Here is a 17003-nt window from a genome sequence, read left to right on the forward strand (position 1 = left end):
ACGCGCTTGTCGAGCAGCTGCTGCAGCTTGCTGTGCACCGTGAAGCCCTCGGGCTTGTTGGCGTGCGCGTCGCCGATCTGGTGGATGACCTCGGTCGGCACGCCCGTCGTGTCGGGCTCGCCCTGGGGCTCCGCCTCGAACTGACCGGAGGGGTCGACGACCGGGTTCGACCCCGTCTCGGCGGCGTGCGTCTCGGCGAACGCGATCTCCAGGCGGTCCTGGAAGTCGCGCTTGGCCTGCTCGTACTCCTCCTCGGTGATGTCGCCGCGACCGACGAGCGCCTCGGTGTACAGGCGGCGCGTCGAGCGCTTCGCCTCGATGAGGTTCGTCATGAGCGGCTGCGTCATCGACGGGTCGTCGCCCTCGTTGTGACCGCGGCGGCGGTAGCAGACGAGGTCCACGACGACGTCGCGGTGGAAGCGCTCGCGGTACTCGAACGCGAGCTCGGCCACGCGCGCGACGGCCTCGGGGTCGTCGCCGTTGACGTGGAAGATCGGCGCCTGGATGGTCTTGGCGACATCCGACGCGTACACCGACGTGCGGGCGTCCTGCGGGAGGGTCGTGAAGCCGACCTGGTTGTTGACGATGACGTGCACCGTGCCGCCCGTGCGGTAGCCGCGCAGCTGCGACATCTGGAGCGTCTCGGCCACGACTCCCTGGCCCGCGAACGCCGCGTCGCCGTGCACGAGGATCGGCAGCCACGTGAACGAGCCGACCGGCTTGCGGTCCTGCTTGGCGCGCACGATGCCCTCGAGCACGCCGTCGACCGTCTCGAGGTGCGACGGGTTCGCCGCCAGGTAGACGTCGAGCTCGGCGCCGCTCTCGGCGACGAAGCGACCCTCGGTGCCGAGGTGGTACTTCACATCGCCCGAGCCGCGCTTGTTGCCGGGCAGTGCGCCCTCGAACTCCTGGAACACCTGGCCGTAGGTCTTGCCCGCGATGTTCGTCAGCACGTTCAGGCGGCCGCGGTGGGCCATGCCGATCGCGGCGCCGTCGAGGCCCGCCTCGGCAGCGCCCTCGAGGATGCGGTCGAGCAGCGGGATGAGCGACTCGCCGCCCTCGAGCGAGAAGCGCTTCTGGCCGACGTACTTGGTCTGCAGGAAGGTCTCGAACGCCTCGGCCTCGTTCAGCTTGCGCAGGATGCGCAGCTGGTCGTCGTGATCGGGCTTGGTGTACTTCTGCTCCAGCTTCTGCTGGAACCACTCGCGCTGCTCGTGGTCGTGGATGTGCATGTACTCGATGCCGGTCGTGCGGCAGTACGAGTCGCGCAGGACGCCCAGGATGTCGCGCAGCTTCATCGTGCGCTTGCCGCCGAAGCCGCCCGTGACGAACTCGCGCTCGAGGTCCCAGAACGTCAGGCCGTGCGACTCGATCTCGAGGTCGTGGTGCAGGCGCTGCACGTACTCCAGCGGGTCGACGTCGGCCATCAGGTGGCCGCGCACGCGGTAGCTGTTGATGAGCTCCTGCACCCGCGCGGTCTTGTCGACGCGCTCCGCGAGGTCGACCTGGACGTCGGCATTCCACTGGATCGGGGCGTACGGGATGCGCAGGGCCGCGAAGATGCCTTCGTAGAAGCCGCGCTGCCCGATCAGCAGCTCGTGCACCTTCTTCAGGAACTCACCGGATCCCGCGCCCTGGATGACGCGATGGTCGTACGTGCTCGTGAGCGTGATCGTCTTGCCGATCGCGAACTCGTTCAGCGTCTTCTGGCTCGCTCCCTGGAACTCCGCCGGGTAGTCGAGGGCGCCGGCGCCGATGATGCAGCCCTGGCCCTTCATCAGGCGCGGCACCGAGTGCACGGTGCCGATGCCGCCCGGGTTGGTGAGCGAGACGGTCGTGCCCGCGAAGTCGCCGGCCGTGAGCTTGTTGCCGCGCGCGCGCTTGACGAGGTCCTCGTACGAGGCGAGGTACTCGGTGAACGACAGCGTGTCGGCGTTCTTGATGCTCGGCACCATCAGGGCGCGCGTGCCATCGGGCTTGGGCAGGTCGATCGCGATGCCGAGGTTGACGTGCGCGGGGGCCACGACCGAGGGCTTGCCGTCGATCTCGGCGTAGAACACGTTCTGGCTCGGGAACTCCTTGAGCGCCTGGATCAGCGCCCAGCCGATCAGGTGCGTGAAGCTCACCTTGCCGCCGCGCGTGCGCGACATGTGGTTGTTGATGACGATGCGGTTGTCGATCATCAGCTTCGCCGGGATGGTGCGCACGCTCGTCGCGGTCGGTACCGTGAGCGACTCGTCCATGTTCTTGGCGAGCGTCTTGGGCATGCCGCGCAGGACGGTCACGACGTCTTCGTCGACCTTCGCCTCACCGGACCCGGCCGGCGCGGTGGACTTCTGCGGCGCATCAGCGGGGATGGGCGCGGGCTTGGCCGGCTTCGCCGTGGTGCGGGCGACCGGCTGCTGGGCGACGACGGGGATCGGCGCGGTCATGGGGTGCGAATCCTGCGGGGCGGGTGCCGGGGCCGCGGCGGCGCCGACGGCGGCCTGTGCGGGTCCGGCGACCGCTGCCGCGTCCGGCGCGGGCTCACCCGAGCGCCCCGCGTGGTAGGCCTCGAGGACCGGCCACCACTCCTTGTCCACCGAGTTCCTGTCGGCCGTGAACTGCTCGTAGAGCTCATCCACGAGCCACTGATTGGCCCCGAACTCTCCCTCGTTCGCAGTTCCGGTGCCCGTTCCCTGGCTCGACACGGCCGATTCGCCTTCTTTCATCGGTGAAATTCGTAGCCCGGGCACCGCTGGAGCGGCACCCGTCCTCGTGTTCGCGCACCGATGTGCGCCTCACGCGTACGCCTCAAAAGCCTAGCCCAGTTCGCCCGGCTGCCTCCCCGCGCGGGTGCTACCCGGAGGTCCCTCCCAGGGCGGATGCGCCCGGCCGCGCGTGTCGCTATGTTGAGCGGGCATGCGAGCGCGCAGGGGGCCGCTCGCGAGACCGAAAACGGAGCACCCGTGGATCCCATCTCCCTCCTCTTCCTGGTCGGCCCGATCCTGGTCGGCGTCATCGTCCTGGCGCTGATCGTGATGCTGCTGTTCCGCGCCTGGTACCGGATCGCCAAGGCCGACGAGGCGCTCGTGATCGTCGGAAAGAACCAGCGCGGCGAGGACGGCACGTCGTCGCGGATCACGGTGGTCACCGGCGGCGGAGCGATCGTCAACCCGATCACGCAGCGCGCCGAGCTGATCTCGCTGCGCGCGCGTCAGATCAACGTGGAGCCGACCGCGCAGTCGTCCAACGGCGTCACGGTCGACGTCACGGGCGTCGCGCTGTTCAAGATCGGCTCGGAGCCCGAGCAGGTGCGTCGCGCGGCCGAGCGCTTCGCCTCGCAGGACAACGCGATCGAGCAGTTCACGCGCGAGCAGCTCGAGGGCTCGCTGCGCGGTGTGGTCGCGATGCTCACCGTGGAGCAGCTGATGCGGGATCGCCAACAGCTGTCCGACCAGATCGCCGAGAACATCAAGGGCGACCTCGAGGCGCAGGGCCTCATCCTGGACTCGTTCCAGATCCAGGGCATCACCGACAAGAACGGCTACATCGAGTCGCTCGGCGCGAGCGAGATCGAGCGCGTGAAGCGCGACGCGCAGGTCGCGAGCATCTCGGCCCAGCGCGAGGTGCAGCGCAACAAGATCGCCACCGACGAGCAGAACCTCATCGAGTACACGGCTTACCAGAAGAACACCGCCAACGCGAAGGCCGAGATCGGTCGCGCGAACGCCGAGGCCGAGGCGGCGGAGAAGCTCGCGCGCGAGAAGCTCGAGCAGGGTGTGCTCGAGCAGGCCGCGATGAACCAGTCCGCGAAGCTCGACGCCGAGGTGCGTCGCGTGGCGGAGGCGGCGACGTACGAGCGCCAGCAGAGAGCCGACGCCGAGGCGTACGAGGAGCAGAAGCAGGCGGACGCGGCGGCGTACGCGCGCATCCGTGAGGCCGAGGCCCAGGCGAAGATCGCCGAGCAGAAGGCCCTGGAGCTGAAGACCCGCGCGGCCGCGGATGCCGAGACGGTGCGCCTGGCGGCGGAGGCGGATGCGCTCGCCCAGCGGGCCGCCGCGGAGGCCGCCGCGTTCGCCGCGCAGCAGGAGGCGCAGGGCACGAAGTTCCGCGCCGAGGCCGACGCGGAGGCCATCCGCCTGGCGGGTGAGGCGAAGGCCGCCGCCATCAAGGCCGAGGCCGCCGCGATCGCCGAGCACGAGGAGGCCCTCATGGCGCAGCGCGCGATCGAGGCCGTCGTGCCGATGATGGCCGAGTTCGCGAAGGGCTACGAGCGCGTCGGCTCCATCACGGTGCTGGGCGGCGACGGCGGCGCTTCTGCGCATCTCGCGAGCGAGCAGGCCGTCGGCATGCGCGCAACGTTCGACGCGGTCAAGTCCGCCACGGGCGTCGATCTGGCGGCCATCATCGCGGGCCGCGCGGTGGGTGAGGCGATCGGCGAGGGGATGCGCCCGACCGCACCGGCGACGCCGGCCGCCCGGCCCGCCGACGTCGCCGCGAGCGACGCCTCGGGAGCCTGACCCCGCGACGGGCAGGACGTCCGCCTCGGCGCGGGCTTCCTGCCCGTCGTCCTCTGACGCCGCGCAGACGATCCCGAGCGGAGCCTCCCGCACTCGACGCATGCATAGGAGTCGGCCCTAGACTCGGAACCCTATGGACGACCCTCCCAGTAGTACTTCGCCCCACAGCCACGACTCCGCGATGAGCGGAGGGGGATCAGCATGGATCTGATCCTGCTCGGCGTGGGGCTCCTTCTGACGATCGGCACCGGCCTCTTCGTCGCGAGCGAGTTCGCACTCGTGAACCTCGATCGCGCGGATGTCGAAGCCCGCCGAGACCGGGGCGAGTCTCGCCTCGGCATGACGATCGCCGCATTGCGGCAGACGTCGACGCACCTCTCGAGCGCACAGCTGGGCATCACGCTCACGACGCTGCTGACCGGTTACACGCTCGAGCCGGCGTTCTCGCATCTGCTCGAACCCGTGCTCCTGTCGTGGGGACTGGCGGAAGGCGCGGTGTCACCGATCGCAACCGTGGTCGCGGTGGCGATCGCGACCATCCTGTCGATGATCCTGGGCGAGCTCGTGCCGAAGAACTTCGCGCTCGCGCTTCCGCTCGCGACCGCGAAGGTCGTCACGCCGTTCCAGATCGCGTTCACGACCGTCTTCCGACCGGCCATCGCGCTGCTCAACGGCAGCGCGAACGCCGTGCTGCGCCGGCTCGGCGTCGAGCCGAAGGAGGAGCTGTCGGGGGCCCGCACGGCCGAGGAGCTGTCGTCGCTCGTGCGTCGATCCGCGCTCGCCGGCGTGCTCGAGGAGGACACCGCAACCCTGCTCGACCGCAGTCTCACGTTCGCGCGCCTCACGGCGGGCGACGTCATGACGCCGCGACCCCGCGTGCACGCCGTCGCGGCCGGCGACTCGACGGATGACGTGATCGAGCTCGCGCGGAGCACCGGTCACAGCCGGTTCCCCGTGTTCGGAGAGTCGATGGACGACATCGTCGGCATCGTGCACCTTAAGGCCGCCGTGTCCGTGCCGCGCGAGCGGCGCGCGGACGTGCCCGCCGCGGCGCTCGCGACCGAACCGCTGCGCGTGCCGGAGACCGTCCACCTCGACCAGCTCGTCTCCGAGCTGCGCCTGCGCGGCTACCAGATGGCGGTCGTGGTCGACGAGTACGGCGGCACGGCAGGCGTCGTCACGCTCGAGGACCTCGTCGAGGAGATCGTGGGCGAGGTTGCCGACGAGCACGACCGGCGCCTGGCGGGCGTCGTGCGCCACCGTGACTCGCTCACCTTCCCCGGCCAGCTGCGCCCCGACGAGCTGCGCGACCGCGCGGAGATCGAGGTGCCGGAGGACGACGCGTACGACACGGTCGGCGGCTACATCATGAGCGTGCTGGAGCGCATCCCCGCGGTCGGCGATGCCGTGCGGCTCGACGACGGCATGCTGACCGTCGAGCGCATGGACGGCCGCCGCGTCGACCGGGTCCGGTTCACGCCCGATCCGGCGCCCGTACCGGATCCGATCGTCGAGGGGCACTCCAGCGACGCCGGATCCCGCGCGAGCAAGGGAGGCGACCGATGAGCGACTGGGCCGGAATCGCATGGCTCGTGGTGCTGCTGCTCGCGAACGCCTTCTTCGTCGGCGCGGAGTTCGCCGTCATCTCGGCGCGCCGATCGCAGATCGAGCCGCTCGCCGAGCGCGGCTCGCGCGCCGCACGCACCGCGCTGTACGCGATGGAGCACGCGACGCTCATGCTCGCGACCTCGCAGCTCGGCATCACGATCTGCTCGCTGCTGATCCTGAACGTGTCCGAGCCGGCGATCCACCACCTGCTGGAGGTGCCGCTGGGTCTGACGGGACTCCCCGAGGGTCTCGTCGACACGGTCGCGTTCGTGATCGCGCTCCTGCTCGTGTCGTACCTGCACGTGGTCTTCGGCGAGATGGTGGCGAAGAACCTCGCGTTCTCGGTGCCCGATCGCGCGGTGCTCCTGCTCGCGACCCCGCTCGTGTGGGTGTCGAAGGTGTTCCACCCGCTCATCTGGGTGCTGAACTGGATCGCCAACGCCGTGCTGCGCCTGTTCCGGGTGGAGCCCAAGAACGAGGCCGCGTCGACGTTCACGCTCGACGAGGTCGCCACGATCGTGACGCAGTCGCGCCGCGAGGGCGTGCTCGACGACGTGTCGGGCACGGTGGCGGCAGCCGTGGAGTTCACGGACAAGAAGGCGAAGGACGTCGCCGTGCCGCTCGGCGAGATCGTGGCGCTGCCGGAGACGACGACGCCCGATGAGATCGAGCGCGCGGTCGCCAAGCACGGCTACTCGCGCTACGTGATCGTGGACCCGGAGGGCGAGCCCGTCGGCTACGTGCACCTCAAGGACATCCTGCGCGCGGCGAACGACGAGGACATGCCCGCGAAGGCGGCCCGCCCGATCCCGCCCAAGCGGATCCATCACATGGTCCCCGTGCAGGAGACGACCGATCTCGAGGACGCGCTCGCCGTGATGCGCCGCCAGGGCCGTCACCTCGCCCGCGTCCGCGACGCGGACGGCCGCACGACCGCCGTGCTGTTCCTGGAGGACATCCTCGAGGAGCTGATCGGCGAGATCCACGACGCGACGCGTCGGCGGAGGTAGTCGGCACCGACCACTGAGCACCCACCACTGAGCACGGAGCCCGCCTCGGGAACGAGGCGGGCTCGGTGTGTGAAACGGTGCGTGGACCTGCGGGGTCAGCGAGCGGCCGCGGCGGCCTGGCGTGCCGGGCGGTGCGCCCGGAGGTACTGCGGCGGCCACAGCGACTCCGGGTCCTCGCCGAGCTCGGTCGCCGCGCGCAAACCGAAGTGCGGATCGCGCAGCCACTCGCGCGCCGCGAAGATCGCATCGGCGTCGCCGTCCTGCAGGATCTGCTCGGCCTGCGCTCCGCTCGTGATGATGCCGACCGCGGCGACCGGCACCTCGCCGACCTCGCGGATGCGGGCCGCGAACGGCACCTGGTAGCCCGGGCCGACCGAGAGCTGCTGGTGTGCGACGAGACCTGCGGACGAGATGTCGAACAGGTCGGCGCCGGCGTCGAGCGCCCACCGCGCGACGCGCGCGACGTCGTCGGGCTCGAGCCCGCCGGGAGCCGCGTCGGAGGCCGAGAAGCGCACGAGCACGGGGACGGCCTCGCCGGCCTCTGCGCGCATCGCCCGCACGATGTCGAGCACGATCCGGGCGCGGTTCTCGAGCGATCCGCCCCACTCGTCCGTGCGCTGATTGCTGAGCGGCGAGAGGAACTCGTGCAGGAGGTAGCCGTGCGCGGCGTGCACCTCGAGCACGTCGAAGCCGGCGTCCAGCGCGCGGCGCGCGGCCGCGCGGAACGCCTCGATCAGCGCCGCGATGCCGTCACGGTCGAGTGCGACGGGCTCCGCATAGCCCTCGTACGCGATGGCCGAGGGCGCGAGGGTCGTCCAGCCGCCCTCCCCGGCGGGGACGCTGCCGTGCCGGTCGGAGAAGGGCCACCACGTGGAGGCCTTGCGCCCTGCGTGCGCGAGCTGCACGCCCGCCAGCGCGCCGCGCGCGTGGATGGCGTCGACGATCGGGCGCCACGCGTCGCGGTGCGCGTCGCTCCACAGGCCCGTGTCCCGGGGCGAGATGCGGCCCTCCGGCACGACCGCCGTGGCCTCGGCGACGACGAGGCCGGCGCCGCCTGACGCGAACTGCGCCAGGTGCACGTGGTGCCAGTCGTTCGGAAGGCCGTCCTCGGCGCTGTACTGACACATCGGCGCCACCCAGAGGCGATTGCGCACGGTGATGTCGCGCAGGGACAGCGGGCTGAACAGCAGGCTCATGGATCTCCGATCGCGTGCCCGCGGACGGGCATAGGGTGACGGCATGGAAGCTCGGGAATGGACCGCGGCGGATGCCGCATCCGTGCTCCGGATGCCAACCGCCGCCTCGCACAAGTATTCCCGGGGCGTCGTGAGTCTGCGCACCGGGTCGACGGCATACCCGGGTGCGGCGGTGCTCGGCGTGGAGGGCGCGGCCCGCGGCGGGGCCGGCATGGTGCGCTGGATCGGCGATCCCGACGTCGCGCGCCTCGTGCTGCAGCGCCGCCCCGAGATCGTGACGGGGGAGGGCCGGACCGATGCGTGGGTGATCGGATCCGGCATGGATGCGCGAGCGCGCACGGACGAGGAGCGCGCGACGCTCGTGAACGTGCTGCGATCCGGAGCCCCGGTCGTCGTCGACGCCGGCGCCCTGGATCTCGCGGCCGAGGCGCGCGGCCCGGTCGTCGTCACGCCGCACGACGGCGAGCTCAAGGAGGTGCGCATCCCGCTCGGGCTCGGCGTCGACGATGTGGAGGGCGACGACCCGCTCGCCGACAGGCTGCGGCGGGGCTTCGAGGAGCGGCTGCTCGTCGCGCGCGAGACCGCCGTGGCGCTCGGCGGCGCGGTGCTGCTGAAGGGCGCGGCCACGATCGTCGCCGCGCCGACGGGATGGTTCGCCGTCGTGCGGGCGGGCACCCCGTGGCTGGCGACCGCAGGCACGGGTGACGTGCTGGCGGGCGTGATCGGCGCGGTCGCGGCCGCCGTCGCGGCCGCCGGCCCGCTCGACGCGGAGGACCTGGCGAAGGCCGCGGCGACCGGAGCGTGGCTGCACGGTCACGCGGCGCGCCTCGCCGCCGGTGCGGCGGACGGCGCCGCCGGGCATCCGATCACCGCGCTGGAGGTCGCTGCGCACCTGCCGCAGGCCTACGGCGCGGCGCTGTCCGCCGCGTCCTAGGATGTCGATCGTGCGCCGGCCACCGATTCCCGGCGGGTCCCGATGGAGCCGCACCCTCGTGCTCTGGCTCGCCTTCGCCGCCGTGCATCTGCTCGTCGGCTGGCTCGGCTGGCGGATGCCGAATCAGCCCATGGGCGACGTCTACTTCGTGTACGAGCCGTGGTCGACGGCCGCGCTGCAGGGTGCGGGGATCGTCGGCATCACCGAGTCGTGGGTGTACCCGCATCTCGCCCTGGCGCCCATGATCCTGGCGCACGCGTTCGCCTGGCTGGGCGGATACACCGTCGCGTGGGCCGTGCTGGTGACGCTGTGCGACGCCGCCGGGTTCTGGCTGCTCGTCGGCGATGGCCGTTCCCGCTCACGACGCGCGGCGGCGCGCTTCTGGCTCGCCTTCATCCTGCTGCTCGGACCGGTCGGGATGTACCGGATCGACGCCGTCACGGTGCCGCTCGCGATCGCGGGTCTGCTGTGGCTCGTGCGACGCCCGTTCCTCGCCTCCGTGCTGCTGGCAGTGGGCGCGTGGATCAAGGTGTGGCCGGCCGCGCTGCTCGCCGCCGCGTTCGTCGCGGTGCGCCGCCGCGCCGACATCGTCCGCGGAGCGCTCCTGACGTCGGCCGTGGTCGCGGTCACGGTCGTCCTGTCGGGCGGCGCGGCGCATCTGCTGGGTTTCGTCACGGCCCAGACCGCCCGCGGCCTGCAGCTCGAGGCTCCCGTAAGCGCGGTGTACCTGTGGGGGGACGCCCTGGGGCTGGAGGGCTGGTGGCTGTTCTACGACGACGAGATCCTGACGTTCCAGGTGACGGGCCCTCACATCGACGTGGTGATCGCTGCCATGACGCCGCTGCTCGCGCTCGCCGCGATGGGCGTCGTGCTGCTCGGCGCGCTCAAGGCCCGCCGCGGCGCGTCGATCGTGAGGCTGCTGCCGCCGCTCGCTCTTGCGCTCGTCGTCGTGCTGATCGGGCTGAACAAGGTCGGCTCCCCGCAGTTCCACGACTGGCTGATCCCGCCGCTCGTGCTGTGGCTCGTGCTCGATCGCCGGCGTGCCCGCCCGCTCGCGGCGCTCGCCCTGCTCTCGGCCGCGCTCACCCAGGTCGTCTACCCGGTGATGTACGGGCTGCTGCTCGTCGCCGACGTGTCGGCCGTCGCGGTCCTCACCGCGCGCAACATCGTGCTCGTGACCCTCATGATCTGGGCGATCGTGCGGCTCGCGCGCGTGCCCATCCGCTCGGCCGTGCGGCAGTCCGCCGCACAGCCCGCCGCCGTCTGACGAAAGGACCCCTCATGCTCGTCGCCTTCTCCGTCGCGCCGTCCGGATCCAACGATGCCAACCCGGACGGCTCCGTCCACGACGCGGTCGCCGCCGCCGTCAGGGTCGTGCGCGAATCCGGCCTGCCGCACCGCACGACGTCCATGTTCACCGAGATCGAGGGGGAGACCTGGGACGAGGTGATGGATGTCGTCAAGCGCGCCACCGAGGCGGTGTTGCCGTTCGGCTCGCGCGTCTCGCTCGTGCTGAAGGCCGACATCCGCCCGGGCTACGCGGGCGAGCTGGACGGCAAGATCGAGCGCCTCGAACGAGCCATCGAGGACACCGCGGCCGACCAGCAGTGAGGAACGCCCCTCGTCCGCCGGCGGACGTCCTCTCCTCCGGCGAGACCTCGCCTTCCCGTGACAAGGAGCACTCGTGAGTATGTTCACAGGGCTGAGCGCCTTCCCCCTCACCCCGCTCGGGGACGACGTCGTCGACGAGGCCGCCTATGCGGGGCTGATCACCCGGCTCCGAGAAGCCGGGGTCGACTCGATCACGGCGCTCGGCTCGACAGGCTCCTACGCCTACCTCTCTCGCCAGGAGCGCCGCCTCGTCGCGCGCACGGCGGTGGAGAACGCGGGCAGCGTTCCCGTGTTCGCGGGGATCGGCGCGATGCGCACCAGCCAGGTGCAGGCCCTTGCCGACGACGCCCAGGACGCGGGCGTGGCCGGAGTGCTGCTGGCGCCACTGGGCTACCAGGCGCTCACCGAGGACGACGTGTTCGGCCTGTACGAGGACGTCACCTCGGGCCTGTCCGTCCCGCTGATCGTCTACGACAATCCGGGGACCACGCACTTCACCTTCACGACCGAGCTGTACGGGCGCATCGCCGCGCTCCCGAACGTGGCGTCGATCAAGATCCCTGGCGTGCCCGTCGACCCGGCGGCCGCCCGCGATCGCGTCGCGGAGATCCGCGAGGTCCTTCCTCCGCACGTCACCATCGGCGTGTCGGGCGACCCGTCCGCCGCGAGCGGCCTCATCGCCGGATGCGACGCCTGGTACTCGGTCATCGCCGGCACCCTGCCCCCTCCCGCGCTCGCCCTCGTCCGCGCGGCGCAGGCCGGCAGGCAAGACGAAGCGCGTCGCGCGTCCGAGCGCCTGGCTCCGCTCTGGGATCTGTTCGCGCAGTTCGGCGGAAGCCTGCGCGTGGTCTCCGCGATCGCCGAGCACCTCGGTCTGGTCCGGCCGCGGAGTCTGCCGCTGCCGATCCGGGGCCTCGACCAGGCCGAGCGGGCGTGCGTGATCGCGGTCGTGGAGGAGCTGGGGCTCGCCTAGCCGGGACGCGGCGGCCGTCTGCGCGGTTCGCCGCAGGGCGCGCCTGCGGGCGTGGGAGCAAGCGCACGCGCGCCTGCGGCCCCGGACCTGGCCTAAGCTCTTGATCCATGACTCCCTCGACCACGTCGAGGGGGGCGGCGATGTGGGCGCTCCTCTCCCTCGCCATCGGCTCCTTCGGCATCGGCATGACCGAATTCGTCTCGATGGGCCTCCTGCCCGACATCGCGCAGGACCTGCTCGCCGACGCCTGGGCGAGCAGTCAGGAGGCCGCCATCGCGCAGGCCGGCCTGCTGATCAGCGTCTACGCGCTCGGCGTCGTGATCGGCGCACCGCTCATCGCGGGATACGCGGCGAGGTTCCCGCGGCATCGCGTGCTGATCGTGCTGGCGGCGAGCCTGTTGGTGGGCAACCTCCTGACCGTCGTCGCGCCGACGTTCGAGACCGTCGCGGTCGCGCGCCTGATCGCGGGTCTGCCGCACGGCGCGTACTTCGGCATCGCGGCCGTCGTCGCCGCCGAGCTGCTCGGTCCCGGGAACAGGGCGCGCGGCGTCGCGATCGTGATGAGCGGTCTCACGGTCGCGAACGTCGTGGGCGTGCCGCTCGGCACGTGGCTCGGGCAACTCGCGGGATGGCGCGTCGCCTACGGCGTCGTCGTCGGGCTGTTCGCGCTCGCCGCGCTGATGATCGCGCTCACTGTGCCCGCGATGCCCGGCGATGGGGCGCGCTCGCTGCGCCATGAGCTGGGCGTGTTCCGCATCGGGCAGGTGTGGCTCGCGCTGGGTGTCGGCGCGATCGGGTTCGGCTCGTTCTTCGCCATCTACAGCTACATCTCGCCCCTCATGACCGAGGTGGCCGGCGCTCCCGAGTGGGCGGTGCCGATCGCACTCGTCGCGACCGGCCTGGGCATGACGGTGGGCAACCTCGTGGGCGGCGTCGCCGCCGACCGCAATCTGCCGCGCGCCCTGGTGGCGGCCTTCGTGCTGCTGGCCGTCGGCTCGGCGGTCGTGGGCGTCGCGTCGCACATCCCCGCGACGCTCGTCGCCGCGATGTTCCTGTTCGGTGCGATCAGCGCGCTCGCGGGCCCGGCCGTCCAGACCCGGCTCATGGACGTGTCCGAGGATCGCCCGACGATCGCATCCGCACTCAACCACTCGGGCATGAACATCGGCAACAGCCTCGGAGCCGCGCTCGGGGGCGGCGTGATCGCGCTCGGCTGGGGCTATGTCGCCCCCGCGTGGCTCGGCGTCGTGCTCGCGGTCCTGGGCGTGGGCCTCGTGCTCGCCAGCCTCGCGCTCGAGCGTCGGCGCGCGCCCGCCCTCGTCTGAACGCACGGATCCCTCCCTCGATCTCCGGGACCGCGCCGAAGTCGCATCCGGATCGCGATTTCCGCTACGGATTCCGCGGCGATCGCGGGGTGAGGCAACGGAATTCGTTGTGTGGGGTTGCGCGCGTCGCCTAGACTGCCCGCATGACCGTCACCACCACCGACTCGCCCCAGGCCGGCACCGTCACCGGAGGTCCCGCGCTGCCGCAGGAGCGCCGCCTCGTCACCGAGATCCCCGGACCCCGCTCGCAGGAGCTGCTCGCCCGCAAGGCCGCGGCCGTTCCGGTGGGCATCGGCCACACCGCGCCGATCTCCGCGGTCGCCGCGGGCGGCGGTGTCGTCGTCGACGCCGACGGCAACTCGCTGATCGACCTCGGCTCTGGCATCGCGGTCACCACCGTGGGCAACGCGCACCCCAAGGTCGTCGAGGCCGTTCAGCGCCAGGTCGCGGCGTTCACGCACACGTGCTTCATGGTGTCGCCATACGAGTCGTACGTCGAGGTCGCGGAGGCGCTGAACAGGCTCACGCCGGGCGAGCACGTCAAGAAGACCGCGCTGTTCAACTCGGGTGCCGAGGCGGTCGAGAACGCGATCAAGATCGCCCGCAAGCACACCGGCCGCCAGGCCGTCGTGGCGTTCGACCACGGCTACCACGGCCGCACGAACCTCACCATGGCCCTCACGGCCAAGAGCATGCCGTACAAGTCGGGCTTCGGTCCGTTCGCACCCGAGGTGTACCGCGCGCCGCTGTCGTACCCGTTCCGCGACGGTCTGAGCGGCGCCGAGGCGGCGAAGCGCGCCATCACCATGATCGAGAAGCAGATCGGCGGCGATCAGGTCGCGGCCATCATCATCGAGCCGATCCAGGGCGAGGGCGGCTTCATCGTTCCCGCCGACGGCTTCCTGCCCGCGCTCGTGGAGTGGGCCCAGGCGAACGGCGTCGTGTTCATCGCCGACGAGGTGCAGACCGGCTTCGGCCGCACCGGAGCGATGTTCGCCAGCGAGCGCTTCGGCATCGTCCCCGACCTCATCACGACGGCCAAGGGCATCGCCGCCGGCCTGCCGCTCGCGGCCGTCACGGGCCGCGCCGAGATCATGGACGCCTCCCACCCCGGCGGTCTCGGAGGCACGTACGGCGGCAACCCGATCGCGTGCGCCGCCGCGCTGGCCGCCATCGACGCCTACGAGAGCGAGAACCTGATCGAGCGCGCAAACGAGATCGGCGCGGTCATCCGCGAGCGCTTCACCGCGGTGCAGGCCTCCGACCCGCGCCTGGGCGACGTGCGCGGCCACGGCGCGATGATGGCGCTGGAGTTCGTCGACCCCGCGACGGGGGAGCCGGACGCCGCGCTGACCGCGGCCATCGCGAAGGCCTCGATCGCGCAGGGCGTCATCGTGCTGACCTGCGGCACGTTCGGCAACATCATCCGGTTCCTGCCGCCGCTGTCGATCGGCGACGACCTGCTGGGCGAGGCGCTCGACGTCGTGGCCGCCGCGCTCGCGGCCGCGTGAGGGGCAGCGGCATGAACGAGATCACTCGTGACGTCGTCATCGTCGGCGCCGGCCCCGCCGGCCTGACCGCCGCCACCCGGCTGCAGGCCGCAGGCCTGAGCGTCGCGGTGCTGGAGGCCCGCGATCGCGTCGGCGGACGCACATGGTCTGACGACATCGAGGGCGCGACCCTCGAGATCGGCGGGCAGTGGGTCTCGCCCGACCAGGAGGCACTGCTCGAGACGCTCGACGACCTCGGGCTCGAGACCTTCGAGCGCTATCGCGAGGGCGACAGCGTCTACATCTCGAAGGACGGCCGGCACACGCGCTTCACGGGCGACATCTTCCCGGTGGCGCCCGAGACGGAGGCCGAGCTGGTCCGGCTGATCGAGAAGCTCGACGCCCTGGTCGCCGAGCTCGATCCCGACCGACCGTGGGAGCATCCGCGGGCGGCCGAGCTCGACACGGTGTCGTTCGAGGCGTGGCTCGCGCAGGAGACGGACGATGAAGAGGCGCGGGACAACATCGCGCTGTTCATCGGCCCCGCGATGCTGACGAAGCCCGCCCACGCGTTCTCCACGCTGCAGGCCATGCTGATGGCCGCGAGCGCCGGCAGCTTCTCGAACCTCGTCGACGCCGACTTCATCCTCGACAAGCGAATCGTCGGCGGCATGCAGGAGGTCTCCAAGCGGCTGGCGGCGCGGGTCGGCGACGACGTGCACCTCGGCCAGCCCGTGCGGCGGATCCAGTACGGCGACGGGGGAGTGGTCGTCACGAGCGACGGCATGACGGTGCGGGCGAAGCGCGTCATCCTCGCGCACGCTCCCGTGCTGTACAGCCGGATCACGTTCGATCCGCCCCTGCCGCGTCGCCAGCATCAGCTGCACCAGCACCTCTCGATGGGGCTCGTGATCAAGGTGCACGCGGTGTACGACCGGCCGTTCTGGCGCGAGGCGGGCCTGTCCGGCACCGTGTTCAGCCCGTACCAGCTGTGCCATGAGGCGTACGACAACACGAATCACCAGGACGAGCGCGGCACGCTCGTGGCGTTCGTCTCCGACGCTCGCGCGGACGGCGTGTTCGAGCTGCCCGCCGAGGAGCGCAAGGCGCGCATCCTCGACTCCCTCGCGGCCTACTACGGCCCCGAGGCCCAGAACCCCGTCGTGTACTACGAGAGCGACTGGGGCGCCGAGGAGTGGACCCGCGGCGCGTACGCCGCGAGCTTCGACCTCGGCGGCCTCCACCGGTACGGATCTGACCTGCGCACCCCCGTCGGTCCCCTCCACTTCGCCTGCAGCGACATCGCGGGCGCCGGCTACCAGCACGTCGACGGCGCGATCCGGATGGGCCGCCTCGTCGCCGAAACCCTGATCACCGACCTCGGAGCCTGATATCCCCACCCCGGGCCCCACCTACCCGAACCCCAGAGGAACCCGCATGACCGAAACAACCCGCCAGGCCGACGGCGCCGGCGAGACCGCAGAAGCCGGCAAGCCCGGCCTGATCACCCAGGTGATCTCGAGCAAGGGCCTCGCCGTCGGCGCGGTCGGACTGTTCGGTGCCACCGTGATCGGCGTCTCGACCGTCGCTCCCGCGTACACGTTCACGATCTCGCTCGGTCCCGCCGCCGCGGAGGTGGGCACGCAGGCCCCCGCCGTCATCCTGCTCGGCTTCATCCCGATGCTGCTGGTGGCGCTCGGCTACCGCGAGCTCAACAAGGTCATGCCCGACTCGGGCACGACGTTCACGTGGGCCACCAGGGCCTTCGGGCCGTGGATCGGCTGGATGGCGTCGTGGGGCCTCGTGATCGCCACGGTGCTCGTGCTGTCGAACCTCGCGGCCGTCGCGGTCGACTTCCTCTTCCTGCTGCTCTCGCAGATCACCGGCAATCCCGCCATCGCGGATCTGACGTTCAATCCCTTCATCAACGTCGCCGTGTGTCTGCTCTTCATGGTCGGGGCGGCGTATCTGTCGTTCCGGGACATGAAGGAGTCGAAGGTCTTCCAGGTCGTGCTGGTCTCCTTCCAGGTCGCCGTGCTCGTGCTGTTCGCGGCGCTCGCGATCGGCAAGGCGGTCGAGGGCGGCGTGAACTCGATCCCGTTCGACGCCAACTGGCTGAACCCCTTCACGGTCGGCAGCCTCTCGGCGGTCGTCGCGGGCCTGTCGGTCTCGATCTTCATCTTCTGGGGCTGGGATGTGACCCTCACGATGAACGAGGAGACGATCGATCCCGAGCGCACACCCGGTCGCGCGGCAACGCTCACGGTGATCGTCGTCGGCGGCCTCTACCTGCTGCTCGCGTTCGCCCTGATCATGTTCGCCGGCGTCGGCGAGAGCGAGGGCGGCCTGCTCAA

General features: G+C 71.2%; 13 protein-coding genes. 11 read left to right on the forward strand and 2 right to left on the reverse strand.

The annotated features are described in order from the left end of the window. On the reverse strand, positions 1-2690 hold a 2690-nt coding region (locus RIF89_RS03720; RefSeq protein ID WP_309067822.1), incomplete at its 3' end, for a multifunctional oxoglutarate decarboxylase/oxoglutarate dehydrogenase thiamine pyrophosphate-binding subunit/dihydrolipoyllysine-residue succinyltransferase subunit. Positions 2691-3020: 330 nt separating this feature from the next. On the opposite strand from RIF89_RS03720, the gene RIF89_RS03725 reads away from it, so the two are divergent. The 3 genes from RIF89_RS03725 to RIF89_RS03735 all read left to right on the forward strand — a co-directional run bounded on the left by RIF89_RS03725 (position 3021) and on the right by RIF89_RS03735 (position 7120). After that, entirely contained in the window at positions 3021-4502 is a 1482-nt protein-coding gene (locus tag RIF89_RS03725; protein WP_375294423.1) for an SPFH domain-containing protein, read from the forward strand. A 201-nt stretch (positions 4503-4703) separates the two neighbouring features. Next, the gene (locus RIF89_RS03730; protein WP_309067812.1) at positions 4704-6068 is read left to right on the forward strand and encodes a hemolysin family protein; all 1365 of its coding nucleotides are present in this window, start codon (positions 4704-4706) and stop codon (positions 6066-6068) included. After that, a complete protein-coding gene (locus RIF89_RS03735) occupies positions 6065-7120 on the forward strand; it encodes a hemolysin family protein (protein WP_309067813.1) in 1056 nt (351 codons plus the stop codon). Before RIF89_RS03730 ends, RIF89_RS03735 begins: the two co-directional genes overlap by 4 nt. Positions 7121-7215: 95 nt before the next feature. Here RIF89_RS03735 and RIF89_RS03740 read toward each other — a convergent pair whose 3' ends face one another. Beyond that, positions 7216-8316 (reverse strand): NADH:flavin oxidoreductase/NADH oxidase, encoded by a 1101-nt coding sequence (locus RIF89_RS03740; protein ID WP_309067814.1) that lies wholly within the window; start codon positions 8314-8316, stop codon positions 7216-7218. 43 nt (positions 8317-8359) lie between these two features. On the opposite strand from RIF89_RS03740, the gene RIF89_RS03745 reads away from it, so the two are divergent. From RIF89_RS03745 to RIF89_RS03780, 8 genes are all read left to right on the forward strand, one after another. After that, on the forward strand, positions 8360-9250 hold the full coding sequence (locus tag RIF89_RS03745) for an ADP/ATP-dependent (S)-NAD(P)H-hydrate dehydratase (protein ID WP_309067815.1): 891 nt from the start codon (positions 8360-8362) through the stop codon (positions 9248-9250). 10 nt (positions 9251-9260) lie between these two features. After that, entirely contained in the window at positions 9261-10517 is a 1257-nt protein-coding gene (locus tag RIF89_RS03750; protein ID WP_309067816.1) for a hypothetical protein, read from the forward strand. Between the two features lie 14 nt (positions 10518-10531). Next, the gene (locus tag RIF89_RS03755) at positions 10532-10861 is read left to right on the forward strand and encodes a thiamine-binding protein (RefSeq protein WP_309067817.1); all 330 of its coding nucleotides are present in this window, start codon (positions 10532-10534) and stop codon (positions 10859-10861) included. 79 nt (positions 10862-10940) lie between these two features. Next, positions 10941-11834, forward strand: coding sequence for a dihydrodipicolinate synthase family protein (locus RIF89_RS03760; protein ID WP_309067823.1), 894 nt, complete (start codon positions 10941-10943; stop codon positions 11832-11834). Between the two features lie 107 nt (positions 11835-11941). Next, positions 11942-13159 carry an MFS transporter gene (locus RIF89_RS03765; protein ID WP_309067818.1) on the forward strand — a complete coding sequence of 406 codons (1218 nt, stop codon included), beginning with the start codon at positions 11942-11944 and terminating at the stop codon, positions 13157-13159. A gap of 143 nt (positions 13160-13302) precedes the next feature. Next, entirely contained in the window at positions 13303-14670 is a 1368-nt protein-coding gene (gene gabT / locus RIF89_RS03770) for a 4-aminobutyrate--2-oxoglutarate transaminase (protein ID WP_309067819.1), read from the forward strand. Positions 14671-14681: 11 nt separating this feature from the next. After that, the gene (locus RIF89_RS03775) at positions 14682-16040 is read left to right on the forward strand and encodes an NAD(P)/FAD-dependent oxidoreductase (RefSeq protein ID WP_309067820.1); all 1359 of its coding nucleotides are present in this window, start codon (positions 14682-14684) and stop codon (positions 16038-16040) included. Positions 16041-16086: 46 nt separating this feature from the next. Continuing rightward, positions 16087-17003, forward strand: a 917-nt coding sequence (locus RIF89_RS03780; RefSeq protein WP_309067821.1) for an APC family permease, incomplete at its 3' end; no start/stop codon positions are given.

Source organism: Microbacterium sp., from assembly GCF_031178525.1.
GTDB lineage: Bacteria > Actinomycetota > Actinomycetes > Actinomycetales > Microbacteriaceae > Microbacterium.

Bases quoted from the DNA above. Each gene is read 5' to 3' on its own strand.
- RIF89_RS03725 (WP_375294423.1), top strand. From the start codon at position 3,021: ATGCTGCTGTTCCGCGCCTGGTACCGGATCGCCAAGGCCGACGAGGCG.
- RIF89_RS03730 (WP_309067812.1), top strand. From the start codon at position 4,704: ATGGATCTGATCCTGCTCGGCGTGGGGCTCCTTCTGACGATCGGCACC.
- RIF89_RS03735 (WP_309067813.1), top strand. From the start codon at position 6,065: ATGAGCGACTGGGCCGGAATCGCATGGCTCGTGGTGCTGCTGCTCGCG.
- RIF89_RS03740 (WP_309067814.1), bottom strand. From the start codon at position 8,316: ATGAGCCTGCTGTTCAGCCCGCTGTCCCTGCGCGACATCACCGTGCGC.
- RIF89_RS03745 (WP_309067815.1), top strand. From the start codon at position 8,360: ATGGAAGCTCGGGAATGGACCGCGGCGGATGCCGCATCCGTGCTCCGG.
- RIF89_RS03755 (WP_309067817.1), top strand. From the start codon at position 10,532: ATGCTCGTCGCCTTCTCCGTCGCGCCGTCCGGATCCAACGATGCCAAC.
- RIF89_RS03760 (WP_309067823.1), top strand. From the start codon at position 10,941: ATGTTCACAGGGCTGAGCGCCTTCCCCCTCACCCCGCTCGGGGACGAC.
- RIF89_RS03765 (WP_309067818.1), top strand. From the start codon at position 11,942: ATGACTCCCTCGACCACGTCGAGGGGGGCGGCGATGTGGGCGCTCCTC.
- gabT (WP_309067819.1), top strand. From the start codon at position 13,303: ATGACCGTCACCACCACCGACTCGCCCCAGGCCGGCACCGTCACCGGA.
- RIF89_RS03775 (WP_309067820.1), top strand. From the start codon at position 14,682: ATGAACGAGATCACTCGTGACGTCGTCATCGTCGGCGCCGGCCCCGCC.